This window comes from Alteromonas sp. Cnat3-28 (assembly GCF_022348265.1).
GTDB lineage: Bacteria > Pseudomonadota > Gammaproteobacteria > Enterobacterales > Alteromonadaceae > Alteromonas > Alteromonas macleodii.
In genome coordinates, this window is sequence record NZ_JAKREY010000008.1 from 66,372 (window position 1) to 83,744 (window position 17,373).

Annotated in this window: 13 protein-coding genes and 4 tRNA genes; 2 read left to right on the forward strand and 15 right to left on the reverse strand. The window is 44.9% G+C overall.

What is annotated here, in order from left to right; translation table 11 throughout:
• Positions 1-30: 30 nt before the first annotated feature.
• The 6 genes from fdhD to topA all read right to left on the reverse strand — a co-directional run bounded on the left by fdhD (position 31) and on the right by topA (position 7,083).
• Entirely contained in the window at positions 31-813 is a 783-nt protein-coding gene (fdhD, locus tag MHM87_RS10080; RefSeq protein WP_239258879.1) for a formate dehydrogenase accessory sulfurtransferase FdhD, read from the reverse strand.
• Positions 803-1,441 (reverse strand): molybdenum cofactor guanylyltransferase, encoded by a 639-nt coding sequence (locus MHM87_RS10085; protein ID WP_239258881.1) that lies wholly within the window; start codon positions 1,439-1,441, stop codon positions 803-805. The genes fdhD and MHM87_RS10085 overlap by 11 nt, the downstream gene beginning before the upstream one ends.
• Positions 1,434-2,345 carry a LysR family transcriptional regulator gene (locus MHM87_RS10090; protein WP_014976308.1) on the reverse strand — a complete coding sequence of 304 codons (912 nt, stop codon included), beginning with the start codon at positions 2,343-2,345 and terminating at the stop codon, positions 1,434-1,436. The genes MHM87_RS10085 and MHM87_RS10090 overlap by 8 nt, the downstream gene beginning before the upstream one ends.
• Before the next feature lie 197 nt (positions 2,346-2,542).
• Positions 2,543-3,391 (reverse strand): leishmanolysin-related zinc metalloendopeptidase, encoded by an 849-nt coding sequence (locus MHM87_RS10095; protein WP_239258883.1) that lies wholly within the window; start codon positions 3,389-3,391, stop codon positions 2,543-2,545.
• 346 nt (positions 3,392-3,737) lie between these two features.
• The gene (locus MHM87_RS10100; protein ID WP_014976306.1) at positions 3,738-4,289 is read right to left on the reverse strand and encodes a DUF2058 domain-containing protein; all 552 of its coding nucleotides are present in this window, start codon (positions 4,287-4,289) and stop codon (positions 3,738-3,740) included.
• A 139-nt stretch (positions 4,290-4,428) separates the two neighbouring features.
• A complete protein-coding gene (gene topA / locus MHM87_RS10105; RefSeq protein ID WP_039229698.1) occupies positions 4,429-7,083 on the reverse strand; it encodes a type I DNA topoisomerase in 2,655 nt (884 codons plus the stop codon).
• A 395-nt stretch (positions 7,084-7,478) separates the two neighbouring features.
• Here topA and astB point away from each other — a divergent pair, with 395 nt between their 5' ends.
• Positions 7,479-8,819 carry an N-succinylarginine dihydrolase gene (gene astB, locus MHM87_RS10110; RefSeq protein ID WP_239258885.1) on the forward strand — a complete coding sequence of 447 codons (1,341 nt, stop codon included), beginning with the start codon at positions 7,479-7,481 and terminating at the stop codon, positions 8,817-8,819.
• A gap of 204 nt (positions 8,820-9,023) precedes the next feature.
• On the opposite strand, the gene MHM87_RS10115 is transcribed toward astB, so the two are convergent.
• The gene (locus MHM87_RS10115) at positions 9,024-11,267 is read right to left on the reverse strand and encodes an Ig-like domain-containing protein (protein WP_239258887.1); all 2,244 of its coding nucleotides are present in this window, start codon (positions 11,265-11,267) and stop codon (positions 9,024-9,026) included.
• Positions 11,268-11,381: 114 nt separating this feature from the next.
• Here MHM87_RS10115 and MHM87_RS10120 point away from each other — a divergent pair, with 114 nt between their 5' ends.
• Positions 11,382-12,728 carry a dicarboxylate/amino acid:cation symporter gene (locus MHM87_RS10120; protein WP_014949187.1) on the forward strand — a complete coding sequence of 449 codons (1,347 nt, stop codon included), beginning with the start codon at positions 11,382-11,384 and terminating at the stop codon, positions 12,726-12,728.
• Between the two features lie 240 nt (positions 12,729-12,968).
• Here MHM87_RS10120 and MHM87_RS10125 read toward each other — a convergent pair whose 3' ends face one another.
• The 8 genes from MHM87_RS10125 to MHM87_RS10160 form a co-directional block, all read right to left on the reverse strand.
• Positions 12,969-14,195, reverse strand: coding sequence for a lipoprotein-releasing ABC transporter permease subunit (locus tag MHM87_RS10125; protein WP_239258889.1), 1,227 nt, complete (start codon positions 14,193-14,195; stop codon positions 12,969-12,971).
• A complete protein-coding gene (gene lolD, locus MHM87_RS10130; protein ID WP_061094835.1) occupies positions 14,182-14,892 on the reverse strand; it encodes a lipoprotein-releasing ABC transporter ATP-binding protein LolD in 711 nt (236 codons plus the stop codon). Before lolD ends, MHM87_RS10125 begins: the two co-directional genes overlap by 14 nt.
• Positions 14,893-14,993: 101 nt before the next feature.
• Positions 14,994-16,193: an EAL domain-containing protein gene (locus MHM87_RS10135; protein ID WP_239258891.1), complete on the reverse strand. Its 1,200-nt coding sequence runs from the start codon at positions 16,191-16,193 to the stop codon at positions 14,994-14,996.
• 18 nt (positions 16,194-16,211) lie between these two features.
• Positions 16,212-16,547 carry a CSS-motif domain-containing protein gene (locus MHM87_RS10140; RefSeq protein ID WP_239258893.1) on the reverse strand — a complete coding sequence of 112 codons (336 nt, stop codon included), beginning with the start codon at positions 16,545-16,547 and terminating at the stop codon, positions 16,212-16,214.
• Between the two features lie 318 nt (positions 16,548-16,865).
• Positions 16,866-16,942, reverse strand: a tRNA-Asp gene (locus MHM87_RS10145).
• A 31-nt stretch (positions 16,943-16,973) separates the two neighbouring features.
• Positions 16,974-17,050 (reverse strand) — tRNA-Asp (locus MHM87_RS10150).
• 30 nt (positions 17,051-17,080) lie between these two features.
• Positions 17,081-17,157 (reverse strand) — tRNA-Asp (locus tag MHM87_RS10155).
• Positions 17,158-17,187: 30 nt separating this feature from the next.
• Positions 17,188-17,264, reverse strand: a tRNA-Asp gene (locus tag MHM87_RS10160).
• Positions 17,265-17,373 lie beyond the last annotated feature (109 nt).

The following is a 17,373-nucleotide window of genomic DNA, read 5'->3' on the forward strand; positions in this document are numbered from 1 at the left end:
GCCCTTTGTTTCTAACTGGCTCGCTGCGCACTACTTTTCTTGCGGTGCGTAAGCTCTCGGAGGGTCATACTTAGGTACATGGATCAGGGTGAGACCATAACGGCTTGCCCACTTTACTGATAAGGCTGTAGGAGCAGATAGCGTCACTACCAAAGGTAATTTAGCTCTTATCGCTTTTTGAACCAACTCTAAACTGCAGCGGCTTGTGAGCACAACAATACCTTCAGGTTGAAAGAGTTTTTTGGTGGTGATAGCACCAATTAATTTATCAAAAGCATTATGCCTTCCTATATCTTCTCGGCATGCCAGCACATTGCGCTTAGCATCAATGTAGAGCGCTCCATGCACCGCACCGCTCTGCTGAGCTAATGCTTGCGCATTAGATATAAGGCTTCGCAATCCTTTAAACCAGCTCACATCAGGCAAAGGCGATACATCAATAGACGTCAATTGAGGCAAAGCGTTGTCTAATGCCTCAACACCGCAGAGCCCACAGCCCGACGCCCCCTCCAATTGCCGCTTATTTTCCTTTAACTTCCAGAACGCCTGATTGGCAATTTCAACTTCCGCATTGATGTGTTCTTTGTGATGCGTCAATTCAATACCGTAAAGCTGGCGGGGATGTTCGATAATGTCGTTACTTAAACTGAAGCCCACAATGAAATCTTCAATGTCGTTTGGGGTTATCAGCATTACGGCATAATTAATACCGTTATAACTAATGCTTAAAGCGACTTCTTCGGCAAGGGCAAACTTTTGAGTATAGGGTGTAGCATCTAAAACTAATGCGTGCAGTTCAGTGTTACTTTTCATGTGGCCATTCACCTGGAGTATTCACATTCAACCACTCTACGCCATCTTCATTGGACATATTTGCGAGACGCTTTTTGTTATCGCTTTCATCTTTACGCGCTGTTTTTTTGAGGTCGCCTTCTTTAAGAGAAACTGCATTGAGAATTTCTAAAAATCCTACCACTCGTCTTTTTTTTTGCTCAACTAGATAGTTGGCTAAGAGGGCTTTGGTCTTCTGCGTAACGGGTAAGTAGAAAGGCAAAAAGCGTTTTTCCACATAACATGCCTTTTCAGCCTCTCGCCCTCGCGAAACTAATATTCTCAAAAGCTCGGGCGTCATCTGCGGCATGTCAACGGGAAGAACAAGTAGTTCACAAGGATTGCCATTGTGATTATCAGGTTGAGATAGTGCGTCTAAAACAGCATGTACTCCGCTAAGCGGACCTGCATCTTCAATTTTGTCATTCAAAAAGCCTGGCGCGTTGCGGCTAATTAACACTTTATCGCAACTCGCAGACTGTAAAAGTAACGAAGCATTATCGATGAGAGTACGGCCCTGATAACGCATAAGTGCTTTATCTTGCCCCATTCTGCGCGATTGACCACCCGCAAGCACTAAACCGATGAGTGTCGTATTCACTTTACTCACTGCATATGCCCCCTTTATTGAAAATCTCCTCATATCCTTTTAAAAACTCAAAGCATTGTTTGGCAATGGGAGAGCTGGGTTCGCCTTTTCGCATGATGAGCCCTAAAGGCGAAATGGTTTTACCATCGTCAACAGTAACATAGGCGAGCCCTAAATCATCATTGGCCTTTGCGACGTTGGTTGGAAGGATCGTACAACACATCCCCTTTTTCACTGCTTGCAGTAAACAATGAACCGAGTCTGATTCAATAACAGGCTCATTGTTCACGCCCACATTAGCCATGTTTAACGTGATTGACTGCCTAAAGTGCATTGAAGGTGTTAATAACCCAAGTGGCAGTGATGAAAGAGACTGCCAGCTTAGGGTATCTTGCTCAAAGCAGTAATGATTAGGGTGATACAGCAACACCATTGGTGTAGCTTTAAACGGCAAAATATGGAAGTGTTGCGCGCTCATGCCTTCAAGGTAACAAAGACCCAGGTCAAGCTCGTTACGGTGTAGCGCGTTAACGATATACTCACTGCTATGTGTTTGTAAGGAAAACTGTAGTGCACTGTGCTGTTTTGAGAGGGTGTCAATAATGTCGATAGGATCGACACTCGCTAGAGGAACGGCACCGATCCGAAGTCGGCCAACTAAGGCACCTTTGCACGATGCAGCTTCCGCTTGTAGTCCGTCACACGCCGCTAAGATATTCCTTGCCCATGCCAAAATTCTTTCACCTTCCGGCGTAAAGCCTTGGAATCTGTGGTTGCGAGCCACCAACTGAATGCCAAGCTCATCTTCTAAATTATGAAGGCGTGAAGAAAGCGTGGGTTGTGTAACATTGCACGACTTAGCCGCTTTACCGAAGTGCTGCGTCTCATCTAACGCGACCAGAAACCGGAGCTGACGAATATCCAAAGACCAATACCTTAATCATGATAGATAGCTTCTATCATGATTCTACCAATGGAATGATTGACTTGTAAGTACATTAAACGCATGTTTTTAGAATAAGCCAAAAATCCCAAAAATATGTGCACATACTGATTGATAGAAACTATCACTCAAGATTATTCGCCCAGCATAGATTAAGCATTTTGTTCTGCGCAAGCGCTTCAACGCTGCTCGACCGACATCGCCTGAAAAATTTGTAGACGACGTGTACTAGCGCCCGTTGTCCTTTGATGGTGCCTTGTTACAACAAGTCCCATTGAAAATAGAAATAGCCATACCGTTGCGGCTTCACTTACTGCATGAGTAACTGTAGTCAAATAGCCAATATCAGCAAACGACGCTACAGTGGTATCACTTAACGAAATTGGATATGGCCCCAAATACCCTGTCATTAGGTCTGATGAACCACCAGGCCAAGGTTCGTCCCAGTGACTGTTGGCAGTGCCGGCTCCTCCCCCCAGTTCTACAGGAATAAATGTGGCGTTTTCAACAAACTCGCGGCGATAAATTTCCAAAGCGTACTCTCCGGTGTAACGCCCTGAACCGCTGACGTAGTTAGATTGGCTGCCCGCAATAAAAAAGTCGGTCGTCCACAATGTTCCAAATCCAATTACATGGGCCATCTCGTGTACGATGACATCAAAAAGCGTACCGCGACTTTCTAAGCTAGCAAGGTCTGCCGTATCAAAGCGCATGCGGCCTTTATTTGCATAAACAAAAGTGCTGTCTGGTAGCTGAGTGATACCCGTTGGGCCAGCACTACCCAATACGCCACCCACACCATCAAGTGCAACGCCACTCGCATCTATAACAATATTGTGATTAAACTCGCTTTGAACGCCTATTAGGTAAGACTCCCAATAAGCGATTGCATCATCAAAAACACTGGATTGTGAAGGTGTTAAACCACCAAGATCGTTAATAGAAATTTTGAATAGTCCTGCATTTGCTGAAAAAGACACACACAACGACACCACAACACTGAAGAACCACTTAATTGAGACACCCATGGCACCCCTCCAAAACTAAGAAAAAACATTCGATGCAAATAAAATGAGTAACGTAGGCCTGTTTATCTTTGCTGTATTTCAAAGCTCAACAGGGTAAGGACTAAAAAACTATAGTAGAGAAAACCGTAAGTAGTTATGAGAAAGATTGCTTGTTAACGGCAAAAGTAAAAATTACTAAAGATCAACGTGTTGAATTTTTTAACAGAGAATGTTCAGTGGTAAGTCGTTCGCCATTGGCACAACGACGTATTGGGAGGGGGCGAATTATTGAAACTTTTTTACGTCGACTTTCCCCCTTACCACGCTCTGTGATACAGAGCGCGGCTGCGAGAATGAATTTGAGGGACTACCAGGTTAAATCATCTGGAATTTCATAATCGGCGTACCAATCATCTTCTTCTTCATCTTTACCGTCGGCTCCGCTCTTATCTAAATCAGCACGGTAAATAACTGAAGCCTCGTCGCGCTGCGCAATTTTGTCAGCAACGGGGGCTGGTACTAGTTCATAAGCGTCATCTAACAATACAACAGCCAAACGACCTTTTGTCACTTGCTTATGCATCTCTTCACTTACATACAGACGCTTTACTACGTTGTCGTGTGTAAAGTTAAGTAAAGTTTCGCCATTGCGCGGTTGTTTGTTTACCGTAATAAGCTGCCTTACCTGCGCAATAATTGAGCGCTTCTCTCGCTCCTGCTGTTGAAGCTGGTTTAGCTCGCGTGAGCGCGCTTTTTTCTCTTCAGCTGCTTGTTGAGCAGCAATAGTCGCTTCATCAACGACAGGTTGCTTTTGCTTATTCTTTTGCTTTTGTTTTTTTCGTTTATCTGCACGCGCTTGTTTAGCAGACGCTTTATCGGCCAAACCGGCTTTCAGTAGTTGGTCTTGTAAGGAGGCCATAATTACTCTCTGTTACTCTGTTTCTATTGATACGCTTTGCAGACGCTTACCGTCTTTTAACTACGTAACAAGCCCGAGCAATGTCGGGCTTGTGAATTTCAATTAAAGGTCTATTTTTACCTTTTCCGATGTAAAGGCGTTACTTCTTCTTGGCTTTAGTCGCTGGCTTTTTAGCGGCTTGCTCCTGCCATTTGCCATTGTCGTACCACGCAGACCATCCTGTTGCTTTACCGTTGTCATTCTCAGACATCACGTATTGCTGTTTGGTCTTCCTGCTGTATCGAACTATTGCAGGGTTACCATCAGGGTCTGTTTGTGGCGCATCAGCAAGATAGTAGAATTTCGGCGAAATTCTATCTCTAAAGCGAGCAAGTTCTTCCACTTTCGGTGCACGAGTTTCACGCGACTTTGGAAAGTTATGCGCCGCTAAGAAAATTCCCGAAGCGCCATCACGTAGCATAAAGTGCGCGTCAGACTTTTCACACGGAAGCTCAGGTAAATCTACCGGGTCTTCTTTTGGCGGCGCAGCTTCGCCGTTTCTAAGCAGCTTACGAGTATTCTTACACTCTTCGTTAGTGCAGCCAAAGTATTTACCAAATCGACCGTTTTTAAGCTCCATATCGCTGCCACATTTGTCACACTCAATAATGGGGCCGTCATAGCCTTTTATCTTGAATGTGCCTGTTTCAACTAAGGTGCCATCACATGTTGGTGTGTTACCACACACATGAAGTTTACGGGTTTCGTCAACCAAGTAACTGTCCATCGCCGTGCCGCACTTAGGACAACGCTTTTTAGAACGAAGCGCTTCTGTTTCGAGCTCTTCTTCATCGTCCACTTTCACGACCTCGTCACCAGGCGTTAAATTCATGGTGTTTGTGCAGCGCTCTTTCGGCGGTAAATTGTAGCCTGAACAGCCCAAGAATACGCCAGTTGACGCGGTTCTCACGTTCATTTCACGGCCGCATTTATCGCACTCAACACCTGCAGGCACTGCCTGATTCAAGCGCATACCGCCCTCTTCAGGGTCTTTCTCAGCGTTTAACAGTTTTCCGTAGAAGCCGCTGTAAAAGTCGTTGAGCACGTCCTTCCAATCTTTCTTGCCTTCAGCAATATCATCAAGATGCTGCTCCATGTTGGCAGTGAAGTCATAGCTCATTAAATCGTCAAAGTTTTCCATCAGACGATCGTTTACGATTTCGCCCATTTTCTCGGCATAAAAACGCTTATTCTCTAAGCGCACATAGCCGCGATCTTGAATCGTCGAAATAATACTGGCGTAGGTCGATGGACGACCAATACCACGTTTTTCAAGCTCTTTTACCAACGAAGCTTCATTAAATCGCGCTACAGGCTTGGTAAAGTGCTGTTTAGGATCAAGCGCTTTTAAGTCAAGCACATCGCCTTTTTGTACATCAGGCAACATGAGCTCTTCTTCGCCTTTTTTGCGAAGCTGAGGTTGAACGCGAGTCCAACCATCGAACTTAAGTACGCGGCCTTTCGCCGTCAGCTCGTAATCACCCGCCGCCACTTTGATAGTGGTTGCATCGTACTTAGCTGGAGTCATTTGACAGGCCACAAACTGGCGCCAAATAAGCTCATAAAGACGCTGTGCATCGCGTTCCATATCGCCTAAACTTGCAGCACTTATGCTCACGTTTGAAGGACGGATCGCTTCGTGCGCCTCTTGCGCACCTTCTTTACTGCCGTAGCGATTTGGCGAATCAGGCAGGTACTTGTCACCAAAATTATCTGAAATGTATGCACGAGCACTGTCCAACGCCTCTTGGCTTAAATTGGTTGAATCCGTACGCATATAGGTGATGTAGCCCGCCTCATAAAGGCGCTGTGCCATCATCATGGTTTTCTTAACACCAAAGCCCAATCGAGTACTTGCCGCTTGTTGTAGCGTTGAGGTAATAAATGGTGCAGAAGGACGACTTTGCGTAGGCTTTGACTCGCGGCTTTCTACCGTGTAGTTAGCCCCTTCTAAGTCAGCAAGCGCTTTATCAGTTTCGGCCTTGTTTTTAGGCTTGAACGCATTGCCCTGGTGCTTTGCTACCAGCATGCGCAGTGCCGCTTTTTGCTGGCTAGTTAAATCTGCGTGTACGTCCCAAAACTCTTCAGGTACAAACGCTTTAATTTCTCGCTCACGCTCTACAACAAGTCTAACCGCTACCGATTGAACTCGCCCTGCTGAGAGGCCTCGCGCAATTTTTTTCCACAGAAGTGGCGATACCATGAAGCCTACAACACGGTCTAGGAATCGACGAGCCTGCTGGGCGTTGACGCGAGAGATATTTAGTTCGCCCGGATCTGAGAACGCATCTTGAATCGCGTTTTTAGTAATTTCGTTAAACACCACTCGCTGGTAAGTTTTGTCTTTTTTACCTAGCAGCTCTTGTAAATGCCATGCAATCGCTTCCCCTTCGCGGTCCAAATCGGTCGCGAGATAGATAGTGTCAGCATCTTTAGCAAGCTTTTTAAGTTCGTTAACGACTTTCTCTTTACCCTGTAGCACTTGATAGTGGGCTTTCCAATCTTTCTCTGGATCCACACCCATTCTGTCTACAAGCTTCAAATATTCGTGACGGCGAAGATATTCTTGACGCTCTTCTTCGCTTAAAGTTTTGAGTTCTTTAGCCGGTTTTTTAGGCTCTACTTTGCCTAAAGCCTTCGTCGGAAGATCTCGCACGTGGCCAACCGAACTTTTTACGATAAAATTTTTACCGAGATATTTATTTATCGTTTTCGCTTTGGCTGGTGACTCGACTATGACCAGTGATTTTGCCATATAATTGAACTAAACCTATTGATTTTTAATGACTATTTACGTCAAATTCTGAAAATTGGAGCAACCTTGCACTATATATAGGGTACTCGCTCTTTTTTAACATATATCTACAAAGTGAATGGAAAACAAGATCTTCTTCATACTTATTCTTTCCTTTGCTTTAAACACGCGCAAAAACTGTACAATAAATAAACAGTGCGATTGGCATTGGCCTTAAAAGCCGTATAATGCCAGCCATTCCAACCTAGCCTGACAACATGTTCAGGTGTGAAGAAGTGCATCGTTTGTCCCTGTAAAAGAACGAAAGCGTTGCCGCTGCTATTAAATTAATCGCAGTGCGTATGGAAAAGTAACATATAGGGTCAAGCGCCAAAACTCCAAGAATGAGGGAAAGTATGAAGCAGTTTGAAGTTAACTTTGATGGTCTTGTAGGACCTACCCATAACTATGCCGGTTTGTCGTTTGGCAATGTCGCTTCCCTGAACAACGCAAACGCAAAGAGCAGTCCAAAGCAAGCTGCAAAGCAAGGCTTAGCCAAAGCAAAGGCGTTGGCCGATATGGGAATGGTTCAAGGTGTGTTGGCCCCACAAGAGCGTCCTGACATCGCCGCACTACGCCGATTAGGCTTCACAGGCTCTGATGCTCGCGTGCTAGAAAGCGCTGCAAAGCAATCTCGCGAGATTTTCCTTGCTTGTTGTTCTGCCAGTAGCATGTGGACTGCAAATGCCGCCACTGTGTCTCCTAGTGCCGATACTGCCGATGGTCGCGTTCACTTTACCCCTGCAAACTTAACCAACAAGTTCCATCGTTCACTAGAGCCTCAGGTTACAGGCAATATCCTGCGCGGTACATTTGCCAATGAAAAGCACTTTGCTCATCACCAGCACTTGCCAGATAACGAGCATTTTGGTGACGAAGGTGCAGCTAACCACACGCGACTTTGCAGCAACTATGGTCAGGCAGGCGTAGAGTTGTTTGTTTATGGTCGTCATGCATTTGATACCAGCAAACCAGCACCGAAAAAATATCCGGCTCGCCAAACGCTAGAAGCATGCCAAGCAGTAGCTCGCTTACATGGTCTAGACGACGATGGCGTAGTTTACATGCAGCAAAACCCAGACGTTATCGACCAGGGCGTATTCCACAACGATGTGATCGCTGTTGGTAACCAAAATGTGTTGTTTTTCCACGAGCAAGCGTTTTATCAAAAAGACGCTGGATTTAAAGAGCTTCAAGCTAAATTTGGTAGCGAACCGCTGCATTTTATTGAAGTGCCGACTGCTGAAGTCTCTGTACAAGACGCAGTAAAAACCTACTTGTTCAATACGCAAATTATAACGCTTCCAGGTGGTGATATGACCATCATCGCGCCAACTGAGTGTGAGGAAAATGAAGCCGTTAAGCGCTATTTAGACAAGCTGGTAACTCTGGGCACGCCTATTAAGTCGGTTAATTATTTTGATGTTAAACAAAGCATGCGTAATGGCGGTGGTCCGGCATGTTTGCGCTTGCGCGTTGCAATGAATGACCAAGAACTCGCCGCGGTTAATCAAAATACGTTAATTAACGATTCACAGTTCGCACGCTTAAATGCATGGGTCGACAAACACTATCGCGATGAATTAAGCGAAGATGACTTGCGCGATCCGCAGTTGCTAATTGAGTCTCGTACTGCGCTTGATGAGCTAACACAGCTCCTTAAGATTGGTTCGGTTTACCCGTTCCAGCAGGGGTAAATAATCATTATCAACTCGATGAATTGAAAAAATAAGCAATTAAAAGCAACATTTCCTCACTCTTATCACGTGTCCTTATATTTATAAGGCTCTACTAAAAAAGCCTGAATTTGAGGTTAAAATCAAACTCAGGCTTTATTCAAACTTCAAACGATTTACTCTTCGTAACTCGCGGTTTAAACCAAATTTAGCGTTCTGATTACCTTAGTTGAAAGGTACGCCAGTTTCACAAACTAAGTCGTCATCCGTGAAATCATCATCGCCTTCACCAAAAGGGTTTGCAGGGGGGCTAACACCTTCGTCGTTAATATCATCTGCAAGAATTTCCAGTCGATACTTCATGGATGCTTGAGCTTCACTACCTGTGGACTGCCCAAACACCGTTACTTCCGCGAAATACCATACCGCGTAACTTTCAGGGTAACGATATTCTAGTTCTGCATATCCATTTTCATCCGTAATACCATCGTTGGTTAATGTTACGGTACCGACTATTCCAGGTGTCAGTTGTTTGTCATCGTTGAGATCTTCTCCAGCATCTAATATACCGTTGAAATTCTGGTCTTCATTATTACACTCCGTAACATTAACAGGCTGCCAGATTGAATCTATCGTACTATATTGCCACTCCCCTCTGAGATAAACACCAAGTCCGCTAGCATCGCCGTACTTCACAGGGGTAACTGATGCAGTCAGATTTACCCCGCTGACTGGGCGCCCCACTGAATCAGAGACAAATATCGCGAAACGCTTAAGATAAGAAGTAGTATTGGGTGTCTCAATAGCGTTACCCGTACCAATGACGATATCGAATGCCCTTGCACCCACTGTCAGCATTATCTCGTCATAGATTGATTCATCGTCAGCAACCGTGGCTGTTATTACTACATCGTCTTCAGAAGTGACTGAACCGGAAGTAAAAACTGTGGTTGCTATACCCTTGCTATCGGTTGTCGCTTGGGAAGGTGATACAAAGCCAGTCGATACGTCAGATACGGAGAAGTTAACCACACTGTTTTTCACTAAGTTTCCATCAACGTCGCGGACTACTGCACTGATGGTGCTAGTTTGACCGTCAGGGCCAATGATGTCAGGTGATGCATCGGCAATCAGTGTGTGAGGTGTGGTAGCAATAAACTCAATCTGAGTGAGTGCTGTAACCAACACATTCCCACTTCCGTCACTCGCTGATGCAGTAATTGAAGAAATACCTGCATTATTCGCACTGATATCAATACTTGCTTGCCCTTCTGCATCGGTCACTACAGTTGCGTTGCCCGCAATAACGCCACGTGACGCGCTAAAAGTAACATTCTGACCTACCACAGGCGTATTGTCTTGACGCCACTGGACCGTAATAGTTTGAGTCTGCCCTAGCGGCACTTCCTCTGTAGGCAAGTTGACAAAGTTAAATTCGTCTTGCTGAACTTGCACCGTAAAGCTTGTCTCAGCGTTAAGTGCTGCCGCAGTGATAGTATCTTCGCCAGACGTTGATGCAGTGTAAGACACTGTCGCTTGTCCGTTTGCGCCCGTATTAACAGTCGTGCTGCTAAGCGTTCCGTTAACCGCACTTAGCACTACGTCTTGGTTGAGAATTGATGTTCCGTCAGAGTCCTGAACACGAATTGTATAATCTACGCTGTCGTTCAAAATAACTGACGATGCACCGTTGATGGTGACTTCTGTACCAGCAATGGTAATTTCAACTGTTTGCGTAAGGCTGCCTGCACCGGCTGTAATGGTGACGGTGCGGTTTGACGCATCGTTTTGAGACGTTAATATTGCGCGCGCTGTACCATCTGCGGCGGTTTCTGGTTGAGTTAATTGAAGTTCAACCCCATCGCCTGATGCGGCAGAGAAGCTTACTTCTACCCCTTCCATCAGCACACTTTGTTCATTTTTAACCAGTGCTATCAACTCAACTTCATCACTACCGCTTGAGGCGAGCTGAATGCTGTTAGCATAAAGCTCCAGTGACGCGGGCTCTTCACTTACCGTTGTACTGCCCGTAGAGCTGAATGTAGTTGAATCCGCTTCACCCGTTGGCAAAGTAGCCGTTACTTCACCATCCCCTGATGCGCTTCCCACCGACATACCGATCGACGCTACGCCTTCAGCATTAGTCAGTGCAGTGGCAGTATCGTTAGAAAACGTCGCTAAATCATCGTTGCTCAATGAGAAAGTTAGGAGCAAATCGGCTTGAGGCTCCCCCTCAGAATTGGTCACGGTTGCCAGTGCAACTAATGCGTTGCTAGAGGATAAGCTGTTGTCGCTTGCTCCACTCTCATTTTCCAGTGTTAAAGCGATTGTATAGGTTGGTGATGTGGTACCGCCGTCTCCGCTTCCGTTATCCGTGTTATCTCGAGAGACTGATGAACCGCCCCCACCACATGCTGTTAGCATAAATAATGCGCTAATTAGGCTTAGCGTTTTCGCTAATGTCGACATAATTCGTTCCTGAACCTCTTTTATTGACAATTGCGTCGTTTTTTATGTTTAAAAATCAACTGAATCTGGCACACTACGAAAGATTAAAAATATAAAAATGCACAGGGAACATCAATGTCTTCATCTGCACATAAATATAGTTTAACCGCCCGCATCTTTATCGGCATGGCTGCCGGTATCTTGACTGGTGTCTTTCTCCAATTATTGTTTGATGATAGCGGAGATTTTACTTTTTCGATATTCGGTTTAGAGTTCTCAACGTATAACATTCTTGTAGAAGGTATATTTTCCACTCTCGGCCAAATATTTATTGCCAGCTTAAAAATGCTTGTGGTTCCTCTTGTGTTTGTTTCCTTAATTTGCGGAACCAGCACACTGTCTGACCCTAGTAAATTGGGAAGACTTGGCGCAAAGTCAGTCGGACTCTATGTTGTCACAACCGCCATTGCCATAACACTAGCCATGAGTATAGCTTTAGTGGTGTCTCCGGGTGACGGGCTAAATCTAACAACAGAAACTACCTTCCAAGCGAAAGAGGCCCCTAGCCTGTCTGACGTTATCGTTAACATGTTCCCAAGCAACCCAATTAACTCAATGGCACAGGGCAACATGCTACAGATCATTGTGTTTGCCGTACTGTTTGGTATAGCTATGGCGATGACAGGTGATGCGGGCAAGCGTCTTACCGCTATCTTTGAAGATATTAATACGGTAATCATGCGTCTTGTTACCATCATCATGAACTTAGCGCCGTACGGCGTGTACGTGTTGATGGCGAAACTCTTCTCCACTATTGGTGGCGAAACAATTCTGAGCCTGGCGAAATATTTCTTCTTAGTATTTGGCGTGTTAATCCTTCACGGCCTGGTAACCTACTCAGTGCTGCTAAAAGCTCTATCGGGATTAAACCCTGTTATCTTGATGAAGAAAATGCGTGACGCTGCGCTATTCGCATTTAGTACCTCAAGCAGTAGCGCTACCTTGCCCGTCACAATGGAAACGGCGAAAAACAAGCTTGGCGTAGGTAACTCGGTATCGTCGTTCACCCTGCCGCTAGGCGCAACAATTAACATGGACGGCACGGCCATAATGCAAGGTGTTGCCACGGTCTTTATTGCCCAGGTTTACGCTGTCGATTTAAGCCTTGGCGACTATATGATGGTAGTACTTACCGCCACCCTTGCTTCTATCGGAACCGCTGGTGTGCCAGGTGTGGGCCTTATCATGCTAGCTATGGTATTGCAGCAAGTGAACCTACCGGTTGAAGGGATCGCACTTATTATCGGTGTAGACAGACTGCTGGATATGACACGCACTGCGGTAAACATTACAGGCGACTGTATGGTGTCGTGCATTGTAGCTAAAAGCGAAGGAGCATTGGACGAAAGCGTTTATAACGATCCTAAAGCCGGTTTGAAGCAGGAAGATGTGGACTTCGAACATTTTGAAAAGAATAAATAACGACTACAAAAGCTTCTGTAGCACGATTTACATATGAGTTTACATAAGCAGTCGCAAACTAAAAAAGGCCAGCATCAATTGCTGGCCTTTTTAGTTAGTTTGTCCGTACTCTTTGTTGTGTCACCTTGATGTAGAACCACTATACCTGCGGTAACACGCCGCGATTACGAACATTTTAACTCTCGCTGAGTGGGTAATGATCTATGCTGACTGGTATTACTTACCCTATTGAGCTTAAAGTTAGTGAAGCGCTGATGAAGGTGATACTTTGGCTGCCTTTTGCGCTGGATAAATAGTAGCGCCCACACTCAAGAACATAGCAACAACCACGGTTACTACAACGTCTTGCCAATGTAGATCAGATGGTAGGAAATCGATGAAATATATATCGCCTGATAGAATTTCTATGCCTATCGCCACCTCAATAAAGCGAACAATCTCAGAGAGGTTAGGTGCTACCAGTAGCGCTAAAACCACACCTACAGTAATGCCTATAACGCCATTGATAACGCCCTGTAACACGAAGGTATTGCGAATTAAACGATCCGTCGCTCCCATGGTTTTTAATATTGCGATGGCAGCCTGTTTGTCTCTAACCGCCATAACCAGTGACGACACAATGTTAAAACAAGCAACGGCAATGACCAGCGTCAAGGCGATATACACCACAGCTCTAACTAGCTGAATATCGTTATACAAATGGCCCTGGGTACGTGTCCAGTCAGACATGTAAACAGCCTGAGGATAGCTGTAACCTATATCTCGCATCGTGTCGTAAGATGAAAATGGGTCGTTAAGTGTAAATTGAATTCCTTGTGACTTAGATGAAATACCAATAGCTTCAGACGCTGTTTCCAAGTGCATTAAACCCAGCTGGTTATCGAGTTCACCGCCAACAGATAGCACTCCAGAAATAGAAAGCCTAATTGAACGTGGGGCTTTGAAGGTTAGATCCTGAGTTGTTTGGGGAATGAGTATTTGAACAATGTCACCAATATTAAAATCCATGGAAGCGAAAATGCCCTTTCCAACAATGAGACCATTTTTCTGCGTCAAAAAACGTTGCCAATCCTCACTTGTGACTCTTTCAGCATATTTGTCGCTAACACTGTTAACCGGAATACCAGTAACGCTAATTGCCTTCAACTCCCCCTTTGACTGCAACATTCCGGTTATCCCTGTGTATGGAGTGACAGACGCAATACGGCTATCTTGAGACAAACGATAGAGCTGCGCGTCTAAATTTTCTATTCCGCTTTCGCTTTTGCTATATAATTCACCATGAGGAACCACACTCAAAATACGACTTGTAAGCTCTTTTTCAAATCCGTTCATTACGCTTAGCAACACAATTAGTACAAAGCAACCAAGGGCAATCCCAATGGTGGATGACATCGAAATAAAAGAGATGAAACGCTGTTCTGAACGTGTTTTTCTGAAGCGTTGGGCCAATTCAAAGGCGAGCATCTTGGCTCTCCTTGAACAACGTATCGCTCGCTAATCTGCCGTCCTTTATCTTCAGCACCCTGTCCATTTTCCTAGCCAAGGTAATATCGTGGGTAACGACGACAAACGCTGTCCCTTTTTTATCACTTAAGCTAGTAAGCAGTTTATAAATTTGCTCACCCGTCGAGTCATCAAGATTTCCTGTAGGTTCGTCGGCCAGCACCACTGATGGCTCGGTAACTAAAGCTCGTGCTATTGCCACACGCTGTCGTTCACCGCCTGACATGGTCGATGGTAAATGGTCGACGCGGTGAGAAAGCCCAACTTCATCTAACATTTCACGAGCCTTGCCGTGGGCCAATTTGGTCGAGAGCCCTCTAATTCTTAGCGGCATTGCTACATTTTCTAACGCTGTGAATTCACCGAGCAAATGATGAAATTGATAGATAAAGCCCATTTCGTCATTGCGAAGCTTTGCTAATGCATTTCCAGATAATTGACCGAGTGATTTTCCATTGAATTCGACTTCGCCGCTAGAAGGTTTATCCAACCCTCCAAGAATATGTAAAAGGGTGCTTTTACCTGAGCCGGAGCTACCTAAAATAGCAACATGTTCGCCAGCTTTTATTGAAAGAGAGACATCGTGTAAAACGGGGGTAGCATTACTGCCATCTTGATAGGTTTTATTAATATTGCGGCAAATTAGCACGTCCTGCATGCGAGTATTCTTCTTTAATTTCCAGACGGTGAATGGTAGCGTTAAACGCTACCAACACCAACTGAAAAATAACAGCGCTAAAATGTAAATATCAATCCGTATTATTGTATGCCTTGAACGCTTTTGGCCAACGCATCCACCGACTGTGGCTTGCCAAATAACCACCCTTGACCAAAGCCGATGGTTAATCCTTTCAGTTCATTGCATTGATCAATGTTTTCGACCCCTTCTGCAATTAAATCAATATTAAGTCCTTCGGCAATGCTCACAATGTGAGGGATGAGCGATGAACGAATGCTGTTATCTTCCATATCCATAACAAAGCTGCGGTCAATTTTAAGGTAATCACAGTTTAGCGTTTTAAGCTGGCTTAAATTTGAATAACCCACTCCAAAGTCGTCAATTGCAAATAAGAAGCCTTTGCTCTTCAGCGACTTAATATGCTTCACCGCGCTATGAGTGGCGATTTGCTCATCTTCAGTGATCTCTAAAACTAACTTGAAGTTCTTTACGTTCATATCTAGTACAAAGTCTAGGTCCAAACAACCTTCGCGGGTAAAATCGAAGGGGAATAGATTAAACGATACCTTAAAGCCTTCGGGGATCTCTGGGTTTTCGTTGAGTTCTCTCATGGCGGTGGTAATCATATCAACCGTAAATTCCCAGGTCATATCCTGCTCTTTTACCTGAGGAATAAATTTGTCAGGGTAAATCGGCCCAAATTCATCCTCAAATCGACTCAATACTTCGCACCCAATGACCTTTCCCGATTCCAAATTTACAAAAGGTTGGTACAAGCAATAGAACTTATGTTCTTTTAGCCCTTTACTGACGCGAGACTCAAGTGAACGTCGTCGTCTTAAATAGTTAAAGGTAAGCATATGCGTCAACGCTGCTGTCATTATCATAGCAAACACGAACAACACCAGCTTGCCCATGTGCAAATCTAATACGCGACCGTGATCAGATTTCACTTTTAGGCAGGTATGATTGTAGCGTTCATCACACTGGATAAATTGTAAGGAAAAATAGCCAGTGTGTGCGTCCATGTCATCTTCGCTGAGGGTAGAACCGACAAGGCTAGGATTACCTGCCATATGATAAAACTGATCGCCATTGTAGAACAGTTGCCAATCTTGCGTGTAGCTGTAACCAATGACACTATCCATATCCAATACTGCGTTGTAACGTCCGCGCTGTACTATAGTACCAGTAGCTTGTTTATCGAAAAGCTGAAGAGGAGTATTAATCCAAAAAGCGTCGCCAAGCTGAGTATAAAAATCAGGCTTAACCTCTTTCATGGGCTCTTCTAGAATGTCCTAATAAGTACTGCACAATAGCTCGTTATTTTGATAAAAACCTATCTCTTTTACAAATCGAGAGCGAAACAAGGTTTTTCGCATTTCCGCTAAGTTATCCATTCCACAGGTTTGATACGGCAGCGCATTTAGGTAATCGAGCGTGATCTCAGCATCTCTAAATACTACGCGCACATTATCTAGTATTTCTGTAGCGCGACTCTCCTCTTGTTCTCGAATAAACACAAACATAACGATAGCGAGTAATAGGGTCACACCCACTACGCTTAGCAATGACACCCCAATTGCTTTTACATTATCAGCAAGAAAGTACTGTTTTTGGTTGCTTTTATTCATGGTTTCCGTGTTTTTTAGCGTGAGCGACCTAACTTTAGTACAAATTAAAAAAAAGACACTACGACTTTAGGGCATGTTACTGTTTGTTGGATGTTTTTTTACTTTATAGAAGACTATTAATCGAAGAGGAATAATGTTTCTAGTGTCACATTGTGCAATTGGGAAATGGAGCAATTTCTTGAATGGCTAAATGACAAGGGGGTAAGAATAAATAAAGTGCGATTGCGAGAACAGCAATTTTAACGACAGAGTAAAAAGAGAGCTTTTTGAATGTACCCAGAAGGGGGAATTATCTAAGAAGGAAAAGCTTATCATTAATGGCGGAGCGGACGGGACTCGAACCCGCGACCCCCGGCGTGACAGGCCGGTATTCTAACCAACTGAACTACCGCTCCGCATAATGGGAAGCGCGCTTTATTCGATTAATGGCGGAGCGGACGGGACTCGAACCCGCGACCCCCGGCGTGACAGGCCGGTATTCTAACCAACTGAACTACCGCTCCACATAATCGAGATTGCGCTGTATAACTAAATGGCGGAGCGGACGGGACTCGAACCCGCGACCCCCGGCGTGACAGGCCGGTATTCTAACCAACTGAACTACCGCTCCGAAGACCTTTTAGTTATACCATTGAAAGAGTGGCGGAGCGGACGGGACTCGAACCCGCGACCCCCGGCGTGACAGGCCGGTATTCTAACCAACTGAACTACCGCTCCACATCTTCAATGTTATCAGTGAGTTGACTTGGCTGTTGTTGCCCTGTCCCCTGACTGCGGCGCAGATAATACGTATTCCCCTATGTGGAGTCAACGCTTTTTATTAATA